We start from the raw sequence: 17,538 nt of genomic DNA, 5'->3' as shown, positions 1-17,538 counted from the left end.
AATTGATGCAGGCGTACCCGCCACGGGTGCAGGAGCCTTCGCCATTCCACAGGCGGGTGTTGCAGTCGGCATGCGCCTGTGTGCCAAGGCAGCCCATATGTTCCATCAGGCAGCCGAGATCGGATGGCTTCTCCGCACTCGCCTTGTACTCATAATACTCGTTGCGCGGACAGCCATGGTGGACCAGATGGTCGGCATAGAAGCGCGGGCGCTGGTAGAGATCGAGGTCGGAAGCGGCGAGGGCGTTTTCGGCCAGCAGCATCAGCGTTTCGGTCACCCAGTTTGGATGGGTCGGGCACCCCGCGACATTGACCACCGGCAAGCCGCCACGCGCGCGGAACTCCGTCCCCAAGGCGCCACCGCGCTGCGTGCCCTCATACTGCAGGCCGCAGGCGTCGGCGATGTTCTCGCCGCCTGCCGTGATGCCGCCGAAGGCCGCGCAGGTGCCGACGGCGACGACGGTGCCAGCGACGGCGGCCAGATCGCGTACCCAGTCGATGGTCGGCCGGCCGGTCCCCGCCAGAACATGGAAGCGCCCGGTGCCGTTGGGGCCGCGCAGCAGCGATCCCTCGACACACAGCACATCGAGCGGCTCCGCCCCCGACAGGACGCGCTCGAACAGCTCGACTGCCTCCGCCCCCGTTTCTTCCGACAGGCTGGGATGCCAGAGCAGGCGGATGCCGGCGGTCTCCAGCAGCAGCAGCAAATCCGGGGATTCGGCGCAGAGCAGCGACATGGTGCAGCCGCCGCAGCCGCCCGACTGGAGCCACAGCACCGACAGCGGGCGCTCTCTCATCTTGTGGCTCCTTCGCGCTGACCGGCGGCCGGCAAAGTCAGGGTAAACTGTGCGCCGCCGTCCGGATGGTTGGCGGCGCACAGCGCGCCGCCATGGTCGTGCACCAGCTGGTAGCTGATCGACAGGCCGAGGCCGGTGCCCTTGCCGACCGGCTTGGTGGTGAAGAAGGGATCGAAGACGCGGGCCAGGATCGCATCGGGAATGCCGTGGCCGGTGTCGCGGATTGTGACGATGACTTTTCCGGCCTCCTCCCGCCCATGCAATTCCAGCCGCTTGACCGCAGCACCGGACATGGCGTCGATGGCGTTCTGGACCAGATTCATCGCGACCTGATGCAGATGGCCGGGATGGCCGGCGATGTCCAGCGTGTCGGGCAGGTCGAAAACGACGGTCAGGTCGGGCATCTGCGCCTTGGCGACCCAGGTGACCGCGGAGCGCAAAAGTCCCGTCAGATCAAAGCGCTCCGAGGCGTGCTTCTGTTCCGACGAGAAGCGGCGAAGCTCCGCCACGATGTCGCGCACCCGCTCCGTCCCCTCCAGCATTCCGTCCAGCGTCGCTGCGGCATCGGCCCGGGCGCGGTCGATGCGCAGGTCCTTGCGCAAGCCTGCCAGCTCCTCCGGCGCGGCACCGTCATGCACGCGGTCGAGATAGGCGGTCATCCGGTCGACATAGCGACGCATGGCATGGGCGTTGCCGTAGACGAAGGAGATCGGGTTGTTCAGTTCATGCGCCACCCCGGCCACCAGCCGGCCGAGCGAAGCCATCTTTTCCGAATGGACGAGCTGCTGCTGGGTCTGCTTCAGCCCTTCATGGGCGGCGGCGAGGTCGCGGTAGGCGCGGCGCAATTCCCCGATGGGCCGGCCGACCAGAACCAGCCCGATGGCATGGCCACGCTGGTCGTAGCGTACCGTGCTGTTGACCGCGACCGGGAAGGGGCCGGTGGGGCCACGCAGAGACAGCTCGACATCGCTGACCTCCTCGCGCTGGAGGGCGGCGCTGCACAGCCGGGCGAAGGCGGGATGGAAAGCCGGGTCGAGGAAATCGCGCAGCGGACGCCCCGTCAGGTCGCGCCCGGCGCAACCGAGCGCCCGTTCGGCCGCCGGGTTGGTCTGCTCGATCCGGCCGTCGCGGTCGCAGGCGATCAGGACGTCGGTCATGGAGCCCAGAACGCTGGCGATGAAGGCCTGCGCCTCTTCCAGCTCCGCGTTCTTGCGCTCCAGCTCCACCTGCTGCGTCACCAGATTGGCGTAGGTCTCGTCCATCTTCCGGATCACGTCGATCCAGGCGCTCTCGGCGTCGGCATCGGACGGGATGCCGGGGATGGAGAAGGGCTGCGAAAGCGGGGCGGTCATGCCGGGCAGACTAGCACGCCGGATGGCTTGCAGTGTGGATGATTTCAGCCGGAACCGGTCAGGCCGACCAGACCGACCACAGGCCGGCGAGCCCGCTCAGCACCAGCACATAGAGCGCGGAGTCGAACAGCGGCGCATGCCACACCCAGCCATAGGCGCCGATGGCGCGCAATCCCCGCCGCAGCAGCGCCGACACCGCCCAGGCGACCACGGCCATGATCAGCAGCGGCGGCAGGAACAGGCCGTAGACATCGATTTCGCCGATCATGCGCGTGCCCTTTCCTGATGCATCGTCGGAGGGACCTCCTCGTTGGCCAGAGGCGGCGGCAGCAATGCCGCGCCGGGGAACAGGCTGCGCCGCAGCGAGGCCAGCGCCACGACGGCGCGGTCGCGCTCGGGGCAGGGCGGGGCGGCGCCGATGGCGGACAGAAGCTCGTCCATGCTGCCCAGCAGCTCGGCCGGCGCCGGGTCGGGCCGCTTGGCCGACAGGGCGCGGAAATGGACGGCGACGCCGCCCAGCAACCTGTCCAACGTCTCTCCGCCTGCACGGCCCAGCACCGGGCGCGCCCGCTGAAGCTCGACGATGTTCAACCCGACCCGCAGGTCGCGCACCGCGTCGATGGCGTCGACATCCACCGACCCGCCGGCCTGCGCCAGCCGGGCGGACAAGAGGCCGACGCGGTCCAGCATGCGGCTTTCGAAGCCGTCATTCGCCGGCACCTTGCGTGTCCGGGCCATGTCGGCGATCTCACGCCAGCCGATGTGCAGCAGGCGCCGCGCGCTCCATGCCGCACCGACCGACCGGCACATGCGGGTGACCAGCATGGCGCCGACGATGCCGACGATCTGTCCGATGCTGCTGTTCAGGAAGGAGGCGAAATCGCCGTTGCCGGTATCGAGCAGGCTGAGCGAGCCGCCGACGCCAAAGATCAGCGCCATCGCCTTGCCCATCGTCGCCGGGCGGGCAACGAAGATGCCAAGCGTCACCAGGGTTGGTGCCAGACAGAGCACCAGCATCGGGAAGCTGTCGAAGGACGGCAGGACCACCAGCAGATAGAAGGCGGACAACGGCAGCGAGGCCATCGTATAGACCAGGAACAGGCGGATGCCCGGCACCGGATCGTCGAAGGATGCGAAGAAGCAGGTGAAGACCGCCACCATCATCGCCGCCGCCGATCCGGACGACCAGCCGGTCAGGATCCAGAAGGCGCAGACGCTGGTGATGCCCAGCAGGGCCGCCGCCCCCGACCATGCCGCCATCCCGTGATCCAGATGGAAGACGCCGCGCGAGCGCTTGCGGGCCAGCGGGTCGAGATGGTCGGGCAGGGCCTTGTCGCCGGTTGCCAGGTGCGCCCGCAAATCCCGGCAATCGCGATGGATTTCCACAAGGGACCGCAGGCGGCGGATGAAGCTGAAGCGCGTCGCGGCCTCCCAGCCGTCCGCCGACTGCGGGGACTCCGCCGCTTCCAGCCGGTCGATCCGGTCGATCAGCCGGGCGGCGTCCGCAGGATCGGCGGCGGCACCGGCGGCAATCCAATCGCGGACCGCGGCCACCACCGGCGCCAGGTCCGGCGGCATCGCGCCATCCGGGCGGCGCAGCGCCCCCAGCCGGTCATGCACGGCGGTCAGCACCGGCAGCAGATAGACCATGCGGTCCTGCAGGGCCCGCATCGGCCGGGTCATCCAGCGCAGGTCGGAGGTGTCGTAGGGCAGGTGGGTGGTCATCACCCGCAATTCGGTCAGGTCGGTGGCCATCTTGTGGCGGTCGCGCAGCCGCGCGTCGGTGGCGACCTGCTCCAGCGCGTCGAGCGTCCAGCGCTCCGCATCGCGCAGCGAGGCATCGAGCTTGCCGAGAAGGACCGGCCCCATGCCGCGCGGCAGGATGACGCTGTGGATGACGGTGGCGCAGACGATGCCGAGGATGATCTCTTCGACCCGGGCCAGCCCGGTGTCGAAGATCGCCTCCGGATTGGCGACGCCGGGAAAGACGATCAGGCCGGCGGTGTAGCCGGCCAGCATGAAGGCATAGCTACGCGGCGTGCGGTCCAGCAGCGAGATGAACAGGCAGCCGCCGACCCACAGCCCGACCGCCAGCGACAGCAATTCCGGCGCATTGACCAGCTCGACCGTCAGGACGATGGCGGCGATGCAGCCGACGACCGTGCCGGCGACGCGGTACACCGCCTTCGATCGCACGGTTCCCGACAGCGGGCTCGACACCACATAGGCGGTCAGCATCGCCCAGAAGGGCCGCGGCAGGCCCATGCCGAAGGCGATGTAGAGCGCCAGCATGGAGGCGGCGAAGGACTTCAGCGAGAAGACCAGCTCGTTCAGGGATGGGGCCCAGGAAGATGCCTTTGGCATGGCCGTGCGCTCACTGCCCGGCCGGCAGCTGGGCAACCTTCGGCGCGCTGTCGGGAGATCCGACCACCGACACGGTCGCGGTGCGGCCGGCGACCAGCTGCAGGCCGTCCGGCACCTCGTCCAGCGCGATGCGCACGGGGATGCGCTGGGCCAGCCGGACCCAGTTGAAGGTCGGGTTGACGTTGGCGACCAGCCCGGTGCCCTCCGCCCGGTCGCGGTCGACGATGGCGCGGGTGATGCTGTCGACCCGGCCGCGCAGATCGGCGCCGGCTCCCATGATGCGGACCGAGACGGGGGCGCCGACATGGATGCGCGGCAGCTTGGTTTCCTCGAAATAGCCCATGACATAGAAGGAATGGCTGTCGATCAGCGCCACCACCGCCTGACCGGCGGCGACATAGTTGCCGGTCTTCATCTGGAGGTTGGTGACATAGCCGTCGACCGTCGCCTTGACCTCCGTCCGGTCCAGGTTGAAGCGGGCGAGGTCCAGCGCCGCCTCGGTCTGCTTGGCGGCGGCGGCGGCCTTGGACATGGCGGACGCCACCTCCTGCTTCTGGGCGGTCGAGACGACGTTGGTGCCCAGCTGCTCGTACCGGCGCGCCTCTGCGGTGCGATAGGCCAGTTCCGCCTTGGCGCTGTCGAGGTTGGCCTGGGCCTGTTCCACCGCCAGCTTGTAGCGGCCGGGATCCACGACGAACAGCAGGTCGCCCTTGTGGACCAACTGGTTGTCGGTCACGCGGACGTCGGTCACCAGACCGGCGACGTCGGAGGACACCTGGACGATGTCGGCACGCACGCGGCCGTCACGGGTCCAGGGCTCGTTCATGTAGTAATCCCACAGCCACAGTCCGCCGCCGGCAGCCGCCACGGTCACCAACAGGGTCACGGCGATCCGGACCACCGTCCGGAAGGAAGGAAAGAGTGTCACGGTCTTGGTTCCTCAATCACCGCACCGATGCGACCGGAGGTCGCCGCGGCCGGAACCGGCCATGGCGCGCATCCCCGGAGAACACGGCACGATCAGGTCTGTTCACGCTTGGCGTTGGTTTCGATGATGGACAGCACGCGGTAGCAGGCCTCGACGTCGGTCTCCGCCGCGTCTGCCATCAGGCGCTGTCGGACATCGTTCAGCGCCTCGTTCACCTGCACCAGCAGGTGCCGGCCGGCATCGGTCATGTGCAGGGTCTTCGCACGGCGGTCGCAGGGATCCTCGCGCCGCTCCAGCAATCCAGCACCTTCCAGCCCGTCGAGAACCCGCACGAGGGAGGGGCCCTCGACGCCCATCTCCTCCGCCAGCTCGCGCTGGCGCAAGCCGTCGCCAAGTTCGGCCAGCAGCATCAGCGGCGTGATGGCCGATGCGGAAAAGCCGCTGTCCGCCAGCACCTTGTTCGCCGCCCGCCGCCACAGATGGGAGGCGCGGAACAGGTGCAGGCCAAAATTCGGGGGAAGGCGCAGAGCCTTATCTTGTAGCATCCCTATTTAATAGGTTTGCTATCTAAATCCGGCAAGAGGCCGATGCGGTCCTGAGGCCCCGTTCGCCGCATGGCTGGATTGCCGCAGTGCAAAAACACGCTGGCCCGCCGTCGCCATGTAGGCGACCGGCGGGCCGGGAGACAGTTCCCTTCCGGGCTTATCGGTTGGGGACGCGATGTTCAGGCGGTCTCGACCGTCCGGGTGCGGACGCCGAGCAGGATGGTCAGGACGGCGATCAGCAGCACCGCTCCGGCCATGGTGAAGACCCCGGTCACGCCGCTGACACCGAAGATGGCTCCCCCGGCTGCGGCTCCCGTGGCGATGGCGAGTTGCACAGCGGCGACGATCAGGCCGCCGGCGCTCTCCGCCTCGTCGGGCACGGCACGGGTGATCCATGTCGACCACGCCACCGGAACCGCCCCGAAGGCGAGACCCCACAGCGTCACCAGAACCGTGTCGATGGCCGGCGAACCGCCTGCACTTGCCAGCCCCAGTCCGAGCAGCGCCATCAGCAACGGCATGGCGACCAGCGTCAGGCGCATGTTGCGCTCCAGAAGCATGCCGCCCAGCGCGGTTCCGACAAAGTTGGCGAGTCCTAAGCCCAGGAGAATGCCGGAAACGCCGTCGAGCCCGACGCTGGTCACCGTTTCCAAGAACGGCCTGATGTAGGTGAAGAAGGCGAAATGCCCGGTGAAGACCAGCACCACGGCCAGCATGCCGATGCCGACGCCCGGCCGCGTCAGCACGTCGAGCAGGGTACGCAGCCGCGCATGTCCGGTCGGCGCCATGCGCGGCAGCGTCGCCGCCTGTGCCGCAAGGGCAAGGAGCCCGAGGACGGCGCCGAGCAGGAAGACGGGCCGCCAGCCGATCAACCCGCCGACATAGCTGCCGAGCGGAGCCGCGAACACCGTTGCCGCCGACACGCCGCTGAAGATGATCGACAGGGCGCGGGGCACCAGGTCGGGTGGAACGAGCCGCATCGCGGTCGCCGCGGCCATGGTCCAGAATCCGCCGATCGCTATGCCCAGCAGCACGCGCCCGACCAGGAGAACCGGCAGATTAGGCGCGAAGGCGACTGCGAGATTGGAGGCGATCAGCAGCATGGAAAATGCCATCAGCACGATCCGCCGGTCGACCCTGCGGGTCGCCGTGGCGATCAACAGGCTGGTCACCAGCGCAACGGCCGCGGTGGCCGTAACCGCCTGTCCCGCCAGCCCTTCCGAAACGCCGAGATCGGCCGCCATCGGCGTCAGCAGGCTGGCGGGCAGGAACTCCGCTCCGACCAGCGCGAACACGCCCATGGACATCGCGAAAACCGCGCCCCAGGCCGGCTTCGTCACATCACTCATGTCTCTTTCCCCTCGTTTGAAGGTGTTTTTGCTGCGTTGCAGGGTAGGCTTGAAGCGCCGGACGATCCATGCCATACCGTCCGGAGTTTTTGATCGAAAGTCTGGGCATGTCCCTACCCGTCCCCAGACAATCCTCGGCACCTCCGCTGCGCGATGCTGTCAGCGAGCTGTTGCTCGGCATGCGGCTTTACGGGGTCAGGTACCGCCGGATGCAGTTCGCTCCGCCGTTCGGCATCAGCTTCGGCCGGGACGAGGGGAGGGCGCAGTTCCATTTCGTGGCCTGCGGAACCGCCATCCTGCGCGCCAGGATGGGGACGTTGCATGAACTGCATGCCGGCGACGCGGTCCTGCTGCCGCGGGGCGGTGCCCATGATCTGGTCTCCGATGCAGACGGGCAGGGTCTGGATCTGGGCGGCTTCGACGAAGCGGCGCTGTGTGAAACGGTCGGCAGCATCAAATCCTGCCCGGCGGACACCTGCCGCAGCAAGGACACGGTGATCTTCAGCGGCTGCATGGAATTCGACCTCGGCGCCATGCATCCGCTGATCGGCCTCATGCCGGAGGTGATGCTGGTCGGCACCCTGCTCGACCGCTATCCGGAAATCCTTCCGATGCTGGAGGCGATGGAACGGGAGGCGCGGACCGAACGTGCCGGCTTTGCCGGAATCCTGGCGCGGCTGGCCGACGTCGTGTCGGCCTTCATCGTGCGCGGCTGGGTCGAATGCGGCTGCGGCGACGCCCGCGGCTGGGTGGAAGCGCTGCGCGATCCCAGGCTGGGGCGAGTCATCGCAGCGCTTCACCGCGATCCCGGCCGCGATTGGACCGTCGCCCAGTTGGCCGCCGAAATGGGCAGTTCGCGGTCGGTCTTCGCCGAACGCTTTCTGGCGGTCACCGGCATGACCCCGCTCCAGTATGTCACCGAACTGCGGATGCGGCTTGCCGCGCAATGGATCGGGCGCGAGAACATGCCAATAGAGACCGCTGCATACCGCTTGGGCTACGGCTCGCAGGCCGCTTTCAGCCGCGCCTTCAAACGGGTGACTGGACAACCGCCGGGGGCGGCACGCAACAGATCGCCCGGCTCACCAATATAATTTCCATAATGCAGATTATGTGTTTTAATCGTGAAGAGCTAAACGATGCACTTTATCGCAACTCAAAGATGCCAATGATCGGCCGGGGCTCGACAGCATGGCCGGGTTGCGAGAAGTATGAGCACATTTAACAAGAAGAACTGGCATTTTTGAAATCCCGAAGGCATACGGTCTCTCCAACCGGCACTATGGATGGTTCCGGTGCGTCCCTTCGGAACGCGGACGCTTCAGCGCAACTGTAGCTCCAGTCTCTTTGCTCAACCGCTTACCTGTGGTGTTTTGAACCTGCGTCATCGAGATACTCCTGCCGTTCTGGAACTGACATGTTCATTGGGTCTATAAGAAAATCCATAATGAATATCTGGGACGGTATGGGTCTGCGTGTCCGACTCGAAATTTTCATCATAACCGCATTCTTGCCATTGGTTGGTCTTGTTCTGTCGCTCTACCTGCAGCAATGGAACGCCGACATCGAGCATGCCCGTCAACGTGTTCTGATGCTTGCCGAGCAAGGCGCATCCCAGCAGGCCGATGCCATCGCGCGGGTTCGCGAGACCTTGCAGACGCTGGCTTTGATCCCCGAGGTCCGGGGGGACAGGTCCGAGGATTGCGGCCCGCCCCTGCGCAGGGCCATGTCGTTCCAGACCTGGAGCACCGGCTTTGCCGTAGCCGCCCCCGACGGCCGGATTCTCTGCCGGACGGGACTTGGCGGCAGCCCGGTGACGACAGTGGCGGATCAGGATTACTTCACGCTGGCGCTGGCCACGAAGTCATTTAGCACCAGCAATTTCCGCATTGGGCGAGGCTCCGGCAAGCCTCTTCTGGCCGCCGCCCTGCCCCTTCTCGATAAGGACGGTGCCGTCAAGGCGGTTTTGTTGACCGGACTGGATTTGAAATGGCTGGGCGACCTGACGAGAGAGGCCGCGGAAGCTCCCGGAACCACGGTGACCTTGTTCGACGGCGAGGGAACGATCCTGGCGCGCGAACCGGGGCCCCGCGCCCTGATTGGCCAGCCCATGGCCGACCATCCCGTCACACGCGCGATCTTCCGGGCCGACCGCGGCATCATCGAGCGTCCCGGTTTCGAAAATCAGCCGCTGATCATCGGCTTCGCGACTTTGGAGGACACCGGCGGGCGGATCGCTGTCGGGGTGCCACGCGATCTCGTCCTCGACGAAGTGAACGGCAAGATCATGTGGGGAATCGCGATCCTGGCCGGCGTCGTCGCGACGATCGTTGCCGGTGTCTGGTTCCTGCTTGACATCCTTGTCCTGCGCGGGCTGCGTGATCTCCAGCGCTCCGCCACCGACCTGTCGGCGGGGCGGATCGATTCCGTCGCGAAGAGTGCCGCAGCCGGATTCCAGACGCGGGAGATGGGCAACGCCGCGCAGGCGATCCACGACATGGGCGCCACCCTGCACGGCTTCGCTTACAAGGACCAGCTCACCGCACTGGGAAATCGCCGCTACCTCGAAGCCAGGGTTCGGGAACTGGCCGACCTGCCGCCCGGCAGGCGCCCGACGGTGGCGGCGCTCTGTATCGACCTGGATGGCTTCAAGCCGGTGAACGACCGCCACGGGCATCATGTCGGCGATGCCGTGCTGGCGGAGGTCGGGCGCCGGCTGCTCAACTGCGTGCGTGACGGCGACGAGGTCATCCGGCTCGGTGGCGACGAGTTCCTGGTCTGTCTGGCGCTTCCACAGGCCGACTGGCTGACGCCACAGGAGGTCGCGGCCCGCATCATCGCCTCGCTGTCGGCGCCGATAAGGATGGAGGAAGCGGAAATCGGCATCGGGTGCAGCATCGGGATGGCGCTGTGGCCGGTCGACGACACGGATTTCGATACGGTCCTGCGCTATGCCGACCAAGCCCTCTATTCCGCCAAGCGCAATGGACGCGGGCAGGTCGGCCTGCATGGGCGTCCGGTTCCGGCGTCGGTCGATGCAGCCGGCGCTGGCTCCGCCTAGGGGTTGCCCGGTCTTACACTCATGGCGTCCCCCCTCGCCGCTTCCACCGCCCGCTCCGCTCGGTTATCGTCGCGGACCTTTACCTTCCGGCAATCGGAGACGGCACGACATGACCCGCAACATCGACCGGCTGCTCGACGTGATGGCGCGGCTGCGGAATCCCGACGGCGGATGCCCGTGGGATCTGGAACAGACCTATCGCACCATCGCGCCGCACACGATCGAGGAAGCCTATGAGGTCGCCGACGCCATCGAGAAGGACGACAAGGCCGCCCTGCGCGAGGAACTGGGCGATCTGCTGTTCCAGGTCGTCTATTACAGCCAGATGGCGCGCGAAGAGGGGCTGTTCGATTTCGACGAGGTCGCCGGCGTCATCACCGACAAGATGATCCGCCGCCATCCCCACGTCTTCGGGCCGGAGGAGGTGAAGTCGTCGGACCAGCAGACCTCGCGCTGGGAGGACCACAAGGCGGCCGAGCGGGCGGCCAAGGCTGCAGAGGAAGGCCGGGCGCCGTCGGCGCTGGAGGGCGTCATCGCCGGGCTGCCAGCGTTGACCAGGGCGTTGAAGCTGCAGAACCGCGCCGCGCGGGTCGGTTTCGATTGGACCGACGCCCGCGACATCCTCGACAAGATCGAGGAGGAGGTGCGGGAACTGCGAGCCGAGATGGACGCCGGTTCGGCGCAGGAGCGGGTGGCGGACGAGCTGGGCGACCTGCTGTTCGCGCTGGTCAACCTCGCCCGCCGGATGAAGGTGGAGCCGGAAACGGCGCTCCGCGGCACCAACGCCAAGTTTGAACGCCGCTTCCACCGGATCGAAGCGCTGCTGTCCGCCCAGGGGCGCAAGCCGCAGGATGCCACGCTGGACGAGATGGAAGCCATGTGGCAGCAGGCCAAGCGCGAGGAGCGCGGCGGAGCCTGACGCCTCAGTAGCCCCAACGGTCGAAGGCGAAGGCCCATCGGCGGCGCACAGCGCGGCGGGCCGGGTCCTCCAGATCGTGACGGGCCCGGCGATACCCACGCACGCTTGCCAGATAGCGTTCCATGTTCGGCTGAACCGGTGCGAAGGGGCCGAGATCGAGCCCGTCATAGATGCCGGCCAACGTCTGCAGCGGATCGGCGATGAAGCGGTCGTAGCGGATCTCCACCAGCCGGCCGGGCGGCAACAGCGCCCGGTCGCGGTCGAACCGGGCCATCATCGCCGGGTAGAGATCCAGCACCAGATCGTCCACCGCCTGCGGATCGTAGGATTGCAGCGAGAACTCCCGCAGCAGGGTCAGCAGCATGCGGCGGGTGGAGCTGAAGACCTCGTAAGGGTCACGATGGATGTGGACAAAAACGGCATCGGGCCGCAACGCCAGCAGTTCCGCCAGCTTCGGCGTGTGCGCCGGGTTCTTGATCAGCAGCCGCCGGCCGCCGCAAAAGATCTGCATCTTGCTCAGGTAATGGTCCATCCGGCGCCGCCACAGCGCGACGGCCTGTGGCCGGCACCCCTCGAACAGCACGCCCTGGCGGAAGGCGCGGTGCAGGTGCCTGGGGAAGAAGATGCCGTGGTAGTAGGACAGCGGCTGCATCAGGGCCAGGGCGAGTTCGTCCTCCTGCGGAGAGGTCGGATCGACCGGCATGGCGTCGATGATGCGGTCGGGCGGCAGCCACTCCTCCAGCCGCGCGCGCCAGAAGGAATTCAGGCCGAGGAAGCCCCAGGGCAGGCCAACCGCCAGCGGATCGGGGGCGGCGAACCGCGCATCCTGCGCCAGCAGGTTCAGCAGATGGGTGGTGCCGCTGCGCCAGTGGCCGAGAATGAACAGCGGCGGCGGCCCGGCAGCCCTGCCCTGCCCGACCAGCCCCGCCACCCGCCGCCGCTCCAGCAGGTCGAGCGGTGCGCGGATCGCGGCGGCGCCCAGAGCGGTCGCGACGCGATGCAGGTGCAGCGGCCCGACACCGCCGCCATCGCGCAGCACTGTCGCCAGCGTGGCGGCATCGGCTCCGGCCAGCGGGTGGAAAATGCGGTGGCCGTGGCGGCGCAGCCACGGTGTCATGGAGCACCGTCTCCCGGCCCCAGCCCACTCCCCGTCGCAGCTGGATAGGCCCTGCCGCGCCATTCCGACGGCTTGCCATGGCGGGCGCGCAGCAGGGCGGTCCATTGGATCGCCAGCATGATCAGCACGCCGACCGGATGCAGCAGGGCACCGACGACGCTCTGGCGGAAGCGGACGGCCAGCAGAAGGCGGAAGGCCAGCCCGGCACCCGCCGCCAGCCCTGCCAGCACGAGTGCCGGAACGGGCAGCGGATGGAGCGCCGCCCAGCCGAGCAGAATCCAGGGCAGCACATGGCCGCCGAACAGCAGCAGCGTCCAGACCGGCAGGGCGGCCGGGGTCGCCATCCCCTCCGTCGCGTTCTTGGAGAAGCCGGACCAGACCTCGCGCCAGCCGCGGTACATGCGGCAGCGAGCAAAGCCGGTGGCGTCGAACAGGTCGGTTCCCTGCCCCGCCCGGCGGAAGGCGCGCGGCAGCGTCACCCCGTCGTGCAGAGACGTCGCGATGGCCGCATGGCCGCCGGCCTTCAGATAGGCATCCCGCCGCACCGAGATCAGCTGGCCGCAGGCGGCAGCGAAGCGCGGGTCGGTCGAGCGCCGCATCGCCGCCATCGGCAGGTAGCCCAACAGCAGGAAATGGATCAGCGGGATCACCAGGGCTTCCGCCAGCGTCCCGGTCTCCTCGCGGGGGAAGCCGCTGACCAAGCCGCGTTCACCCGCCAGCAGGGCGCCGCCGACCCGGCGGGCGGCCGTCGGCGACAAACGCACATCGGCGTCCTGGAACAGCAGCACCGGGTAGCGCGCCAGCCCGGCGAGCATCTGGCAGGCATGCTGCTTGCCCGACCAGCCCGGCGGCAGCGGCGGCGCGCTCTCCAGACGGACACGCGGATCGCGGGCGGCGATGGCCTGGACGATCTCCGCCGTGCGGTCGGTGGAGTGGTCATCCAGCACAACCACCTCGACATCGACGCCACGGCTGAGCAGGGCGGCATCGACGGCTGCGGCGATGCCGGCCTCCTCGTTGCGGGCGGGGATCAGGATGCTGACGGCGGTGCCCGGCGGCGGCTCGGCGGTCGGGCGGCGATAGAGGAACAGGTTCACAATCCCCTGCCCCAGCGGCAACAGGGCCAGGATAAGCGACAGCGCGGCGATCAGGACGATGACGCTCATGGCCCCTTGATCTCCTGCTGCATCTCTTGGCGGGCCGGACCTTGCCGGCCGTCCTCCTCCCGGCTGCCATGGGCCGGAGAGAAGCCCTGTCCACTGGCCAGGGCGCGCAGCCGGCGCCAGAGGTCGTAGATGCCGCCGACCCCGACCGTTCCCTCGATCAGCGTCAGGAAACGGGCTGGATCGCGGCTCTGCGCATCGAGCGCCAACTGGTCCATCTCCGTCTCCAGCCGCCCTTCCAATTCCGCCGCGATGTCCTGCACCGGAAGAGCGGAGAAAGCGGCGGCTTCAAAGGGTTGGCCGAACCGCATCAGCGCCTCCGGCGTTCGCTCGTCCCAGAACGGGTATTCGACCGCCAGCGGCACCACCAGTGCGGTGGGCATGCGGCGGACCAGATGGGCGATTCCCGGCCGCAATGTCACCGGGCGGCGGCGCGGGTCGGTGAAGGCACCCTCCGCCGTAATCCACAGCATGGCGCGCGGGTTGCCCAGGATCCGTTCGGCGTTGCGCAGGAAGGAGACGGCGCCCGCGCGGCCGGGCTCCAGCCCGAACAGGCCGATGCGGCGCATGAAGCGGTAGCGGCGCAGCATCTCCCCATCGATCGGCCCGTAGCCAGGCCGGCCGCGGAAACGGGTGGTGCCCATCACGATCAGCAGCGCCGGATCCCACCAGGATGGGTGGTTCAGATAGACGATGACCGGACGATCCGGCGGCAGGGCGGGCCAGCCCGGCCGCGCCAGCCGCACCGCGTGGAAGCCGCGCCGCAGCCGTCGGGCCATGACCCCGCCGAAAAACCAGCAGAGCAGCCGGGACCGTAACGCAACCGGATCGTCCGTCATCCTCCCGCCGCCTTCCGTCAGGCCACGGCGCGCGCGGAGCCTGCACCGGCACCGTCATGGGCGCCGTCGCGCATGTCCTGGTCGAGGCTGTCGGCGGCGATCCAACCCGACATCAGCACCATCGGCATGCCCGGTCCGGGATGAGCGGCGCCACCGGCCAGATACAGCCCCTCCACATCGCGGGAGCGGTTGCCGGGCTTGAAGGCGCCCATGAAGCGGCCATGGCTCGCCAAGCCATAGATGGCGCCGTTCAGCACATTGTAGCGGTCGTTGATGTCCTTCGGCGTCAACACATGCTCGACGCGGATACGGTCCTCCAGATCGGGCATGCCGGCGGTGCGCTTCAGCTTGTCGAACACCACGCGGCGATAGGCCGGCAGCATGCGGTTCCAGTCATGGCGCTCGCGCAGATAGGGGGTGTGGACCAGCACATACAGCGCCTCGCCACCCGCCGGTGCGACGCCCGGCTCGGTGCGGGCCGGAGCGGCGATGTAGCAGGTCGGGTCGGGCGCGGGTTCCCCCTGACGATAGATCCAGTCGAATTCCTCCTCCGGATCGCGCGAGAAGACGAAGTCGTGATGCAGCAGGTGATCGTAGGCGCGGTCCAGGCCCAGATAGAACACCACCCCGGAACAGGCCGGCTCGTAGCTGCGGCGCTTGGCGAAGCGCTTTGCCGGCGGGCCGCCGATCAGTTCCTGATATGTGCGGACCGAATCCATGTTCGACACGGCGGCCGAAACCGGGATGCGCTCGCCGCCGTCCGTCTCGACCGCCACCACGCGGCCACGTTCCACCTGAAGACGGCGGACGCCGGTGTTTGTGCGGATTTCCACGCCGAGCCGCCGTGCCACCCGCTCCAGCGCCGCCGGCACGGCACGGGTGCCGCCCATCGGATACCAGACGCCGTCGTTGGTCTGCATGTGGGCGATGGCGCACAGCACCGCCGGAGAGCCGTAGGGCGAGGAGCCGACATACTGGGTGAAATGGTCCAGCATCTGCGCCGCCCGCGCATCCGGCACATGGCCGCGGATGGTGCCGGCCACCGTGCTGCCCATGCGGAGCGCCAGCACGTCCGACAGGGTGCTAGCGTTGAAGCTGTTGCGGAAGTTCAGTGTGTCGCCGAGATCCTCCACCGACTTCCAGAAGAAAAAGCGTTCGGAAATGCCGTGCAGCCGTTCCGACATCGCCTGGAAGCGGCGGTAGCCCTCCCCCGCCCCGCTGCCGGGCGCCAGCTTGTCCAACTCCGCCGCCATGGTGCCGACATTCTCCGACAGGTCCAGCACCGTGCCGTCGTCGAAGAAGCAGCGCCATTGCGGCTCCAACCGGACCATCTCCAATTCCCGGTCCAGATCGCAGCCGGCCTCCTCCAGGATGCGGCGCAGGACGCGCGGCACCGTCAGGATGGTCGGCCCCATGTCGAAGCGGAAGCCGCCTTCCTCCAGAACGGCCGCCTTGCCGCCGACCCAATCGTTCTTTTCCAGCAGGGTCACCTTATGCCCGCGCGCCGCCAGCACCACCGCCGCCGCCAGTCCGCCCAGGCCCCCGCCGATCACCGCAATCCGATCCGTCATGCCATTCCCCCTGCAACGGCTTGCCGCAGCATGCCGGACAAACCAATGGTTTTTGTGCGCCAGGGCGTCGGCAGGCCCAGTTCCTGGGCCAGCAGCCGCGCCGTGATGCGTGCGCCTTCAAAAATGACCGGCAGGCCGCTGCCGGGATGGGTGCCGCCACCCACCAGATAGACGCCGTCCAGATCCTCGAACCGGTTGCGCGGCCGGCGGTGAAGCATCTGGTCCAGACTGTGCGCCAGATTGAAGGTAGCACCACGGTGCACGGCGAACTGGCTGTCCCAGTCGGCCGGAGTCACCACCCGCTCCACCCGGATCCGGCGCTCCAGATCGGTCAGGCCGAAGGCGGCCAGCCGGTCGAGCACCAGACGGCGATACTGCGGCGCCTCCGCTTTCCAGTCGATGTGGCCGCGCTGGTGGCCGACCGGTACCAGGATGTAGAGCGTGCTGCCGCCCGGCGGCGCCAGATCCGGATCGGTGACGCAGGCGTTCTGCACATAGATCGACGGCCGGCGCGGCAACTCCCGGCATTCCTCGATCTCCGCGAGGTTGCGGGCGTAATCCTCCGCCAGATAGACGGTGTGGTGGTCCAGCCCGTCCACTTTGCCTTCGATGCCGAGATACATCATGAAGGTGGAGCAGGAGAATTTCTTGGTGGCGAGGCGGGCGTCGCTCCAGCGCCGGCGCAGATCGTCGGGCACCAGCGTGGTCATGGCGCGGGCGAAGTCGGCGTTGATGACCAAGGCATCGGCCGGATAATCGCCGGCGTCCGTGCGCACACCGACGGCGCGGCGGCCCTGGAACTTGATGTGGCGCACCGTCTCGTTCAGCCGGACGGTGACGCCCAGGCTTTCCGCCACCCGGCGCATCGCCTCCATCACCGATTCCGTGCCGCCGCGGGGATGGAAGATGCCGTGTTCATGCTCCAGGAAGGACAGGATGGTGAACAGGCTGGGGCAGCGGAAGGGCGACATGCCCAGATATTTGCTCTGGAACGAGAAGGCGAGGCGGATGCGCGGATCCTGGAAATAGCGGGACAGGTCGCGGTCCACCGAGCGGTGCGGCGCCAGCCTGCCCAGGGCCTTCAGCATCGGCAGCGAGGCGAGCGCCCAGGGGCTGGAGAAATCGGATTCCAGAACCGGGCGGAAGCGCTCCATCTTCGCCCTGTTGTCGGCCAGGAAGCGGGGAAGCCCGTCGGCATCGCCCGGGCTGAGCTTGGCGATCTCCGCCATCAGCGCCTTCAACTGGGCATGGACCCGCAACTCCCCGCCGCCCTCGAACACCAGCCGGTAGAGCGGGTCGAGGCGGATCAGGTCGACCTCGTCCGACAGGCGCCGTCCGCAGGCCTCGAAGATTTCCTCCAAGATGCGGGGATAGAGGAAGAAGGTCGGGCCGCTGTCGAACCGGTAGCCGTCGAGCGAAAAGCCCGCCGACCTGCCGCCGATGCGGTCCTGCCGTTCCAGCACCGTCACCTTCGCTCCGGTGAGCGCCAGGAGCATCGCGGATGCCAATCCGCCCGGTCCCGCGCCGATGATCA

Annotated in this window: 15 protein-coding genes; 3 read left to right on the top strand and 12 right to left on the bottom strand. The window is 67.9% G+C overall.

The genetic code is table 11. The features are described from left to right. From TSH64_RS16735 to TSH64_RS16705, 7 genes are all read right to left on the bottom strand, one after another. The coding region (locus tag TSH64_RS16735) for a HupU protein (RefSeq protein WP_109452742.1) at positions 1-796 on the bottom strand (796 nt) is incomplete at its 3' end. Further along, positions 793-2,148 carry an ATP-binding protein gene (locus TSH64_RS16730; RefSeq protein ID WP_109446566.1) on the bottom strand — a complete coding sequence of 452 codons (1,356 nt, stop codon included), beginning with the start codon at positions 2,146-2,148 and terminating at the stop codon, positions 793-795. The genes TSH64_RS16730 and TSH64_RS16735, both read right to left, overlap by 4 nt. Before the next feature lie 58 nt (positions 2,149-2,206). Beyond that, positions 2,207-2,416 carry a DUF1656 domain-containing protein gene (locus tag TSH64_RS16725; RefSeq protein ID WP_109446565.1) on the bottom strand — a complete coding sequence of 70 codons (210 nt, stop codon included), beginning with the start codon at positions 2,414-2,416 and terminating at the stop codon, positions 2,207-2,209. Next, on the bottom strand, positions 2,413-4,512 hold the full coding sequence (locus TSH64_RS16720; protein WP_109446562.1) for an FUSC family protein: 2,100 nt from the start codon (positions 4,510-4,512) through the stop codon (positions 2,413-2,415). The genes TSH64_RS16725 and TSH64_RS16720 overlap by 4 nt, the downstream gene beginning before the upstream one ends. 10 nt (positions 4,513-4,522) lie before the next feature. Next, on the bottom strand, positions 4,523-5,440 hold the full coding sequence (locus TSH64_RS16715) for an HlyD family secretion protein (RefSeq protein ID WP_109446560.1): 918 nt from the start codon (positions 5,438-5,440) through the stop codon (positions 4,523-4,525). A 92-nt stretch (positions 5,441-5,532) separates the two neighbouring features. Next, positions 5,533-5,985 carry a MarR family transcriptional regulator gene (locus TSH64_RS16710; protein WP_109446558.1) on the bottom strand — a complete coding sequence of 151 codons (453 nt, stop codon included), beginning with the start codon at positions 5,983-5,985 and terminating at the stop codon, positions 5,533-5,535. Positions 5,986-6,164: 179 nt separating this feature from the next. Continuing rightward, positions 6,165-7,334, bottom strand: coding sequence for an MFS transporter (locus TSH64_RS16705; RefSeq protein WP_109446556.1), 1,170 nt, complete (start codon positions 7,332-7,334; stop codon positions 6,165-6,167). A gap of 107 nt (positions 7,335-7,441) precedes the next feature. Here TSH64_RS16705 and TSH64_RS16700 point away from each other — a divergent pair, with 107 nt between their 5' ends. From TSH64_RS16700 to mazG, 3 genes are all read left to right on the top strand, one after another. Continuing rightward, on the top strand, positions 7,442-8,428 hold the full coding sequence (locus TSH64_RS16700; protein WP_199237579.1) for an AraC family transcriptional regulator: 987 nt from the start codon (positions 7,442-7,444) through the stop codon (positions 8,426-8,428). A 353-nt stretch (positions 8,429-8,781) separates the two neighbouring features. After that, on the top strand, positions 8,782-10,395 hold the full coding sequence (locus TSH64_RS16695; RefSeq protein ID WP_247872985.1) for a GGDEF domain-containing protein: 1,614 nt from the start codon (positions 8,782-8,784) through the stop codon (positions 10,393-10,395). A 109-nt stretch (positions 10,396-10,504) separates the two neighbouring features. Further along, a complete protein-coding gene (gene mazG / locus TSH64_RS16690) occupies positions 10,505-11,314 on the top strand; it encodes a nucleoside triphosphate pyrophosphohydrolase (RefSeq protein ID WP_109446550.1) in 810 nt (269 codons plus the stop codon). Positions 11,315-11,318: 4 nt separating this feature from the next. On the opposite strand, the gene TSH64_RS16685 is transcribed toward mazG, so the two are convergent. Genes TSH64_RS16685 through crtI (TSH64_RS16665) form a run of 5 tightly spaced genes read right to left on the bottom strand, consistent with a single transcriptional unit; the run spans position 11,319 to position 17,500 of the window. Continuing rightward, positions 11,319-12,431: a sulfotransferase gene (locus TSH64_RS16685; RefSeq protein WP_109446548.1), complete on the bottom strand. Its 1,113-nt coding sequence runs from the start codon at positions 12,429-12,431 to the stop codon at positions 11,319-11,321. After that, positions 12,428-13,597 (bottom strand): glycosyltransferase family 2 protein, encoded by a 1,170-nt coding sequence (locus tag TSH64_RS16680; protein ID WP_109446546.1) that lies wholly within the window; start codon positions 13,595-13,597, stop codon positions 12,428-12,430. Before TSH64_RS16680 ends, TSH64_RS16685 begins: the two co-directional genes overlap by 4 nt. Beyond that, positions 13,594-14,433, bottom strand: a complete 840-nt coding sequence (locus TSH64_RS16675) for a lysophospholipid acyltransferase family protein (protein WP_109446544.1) — start codon at positions 14,431-14,433, stop codon at positions 13,594-13,596. Before TSH64_RS16675 ends, TSH64_RS16680 begins: the two co-directional genes overlap by 4 nt. Positions 14,434-14,450: 17 nt before the next feature. After that, positions 14,451-16,004: a phytoene desaturase family protein gene (gene crtI, locus TSH64_RS16670; RefSeq protein WP_109446542.1), complete on the bottom strand. Its 1,554-nt coding sequence runs from the start codon at positions 16,002-16,004 to the stop codon at positions 14,451-14,453. After that, complete coding sequence (crtI, locus tag TSH64_RS16665; RefSeq protein ID WP_247872984.1) at positions 16,001-17,500, bottom strand: phytoene desaturase family protein; 1,500 nt, start codon at positions 17,498-17,500, stop codon at positions 16,001-16,003. Before crtI (TSH64_RS16665) ends, crtI (TSH64_RS16670) begins: the two co-directional genes overlap by 4 nt. Between the last annotated feature and the right edge of the window lie 38 nt (positions 17,501-17,538).

The organism is Azospirillum sp. TSH64 (assembly GCF_003116035.1).
Taxonomy (GTDB): Bacteria; Pseudomonadota; Alphaproteobacteria; order Azospirillales; family Azospirillaceae; genus Azospirillum.
The sequence above is the reverse complement of the archived record's forward strand: the minus strand, read 5'-3'. Positions and strand labels throughout refer to the sequence as shown.

Excerpts from the sequence above, each read along its gene's own strand:
- crtI (WP_109446542.1), bottom strand. The coding sequence starts at position 16,004 with ATGACGGATCGGATTGCGGTGATCGGCGGGGGCCTGGGCGGACTGGCG.
- TSH64_RS16675 (WP_109446544.1), bottom strand. The coding sequence starts at position 14,433 with ATGACGGACGATCCGGTTGCGTTACGGTCCCGGCTGCTCTGCTGGTTT.
- mazG (WP_109446550.1), top strand. The coding sequence starts at position 10,505 with ATGACCCGCAACATCGACCGGCTGCTCGACGTGATGGCGCGGCTGCGG.
- TSH64_RS16695 (WP_247872985.1), top strand. The coding sequence starts at position 8,782 with ATGAATATCTGGGACGGTATGGGTCTGCGTGTCCGACTCGAAATTTTC.
- crtI (WP_247872984.1), bottom strand. The coding sequence starts at position 17,500 with ATGCTCCTGGCGCTCACCGGAGCGAAGGTGACGGTGCTGGAACGGCAG.
- TSH64_RS16725 (WP_109446565.1), bottom strand. The coding sequence starts at position 2,416 with ATGATCGGCGAAATCGATGTCTACGGCCTGTTCCTGCCGCCGCTGCTG.
- TSH64_RS16685 (WP_109446548.1), bottom strand. The coding sequence starts at position 12,431 with ATGACACCGTGGCTGCGCCGCCACGGCCACCGCATTTTCCACCCGCTG.
- TSH64_RS16705 (WP_109446556.1), bottom strand. The coding sequence starts at position 7,334 with ATGAGTGATGTGACGAAGCCGGCCTGGGGCGCGGTTTTCGCGATGTCC.
- TSH64_RS16710 (WP_109446558.1), bottom strand. The coding sequence starts at position 5,985 with ATGCTACAAGATAAGGCTCTGCGCCTTCCCCCGAATTTTGGCCTGCAC.
- TSH64_RS16720 (WP_109446562.1), bottom strand. The coding sequence starts at position 4,512 with ATGCCAAAGGCATCTTCCTGGGCCCCATCCCTGAACGAGCTGGTCTTC.
- TSH64_RS16680 (WP_109446546.1), bottom strand. The coding sequence starts at position 13,597 with ATGAGCGTCATCGTCCTGATCGCCGCGCTGTCGCTTATCCTGGCCCTG.
- TSH64_RS16730 (WP_109446566.1), bottom strand. The coding sequence starts at position 2,148 with ATGACCGCCCCGCTTTCGCAGCCCTTCTCCATCCCCGGCATCCCGTCC.
- TSH64_RS16700 (WP_199237579.1), top strand. The coding sequence starts at position 7,442 with ATGTCCCTACCCGTCCCCAGACAATCCTCGGCACCTCCGCTGCGCGAT.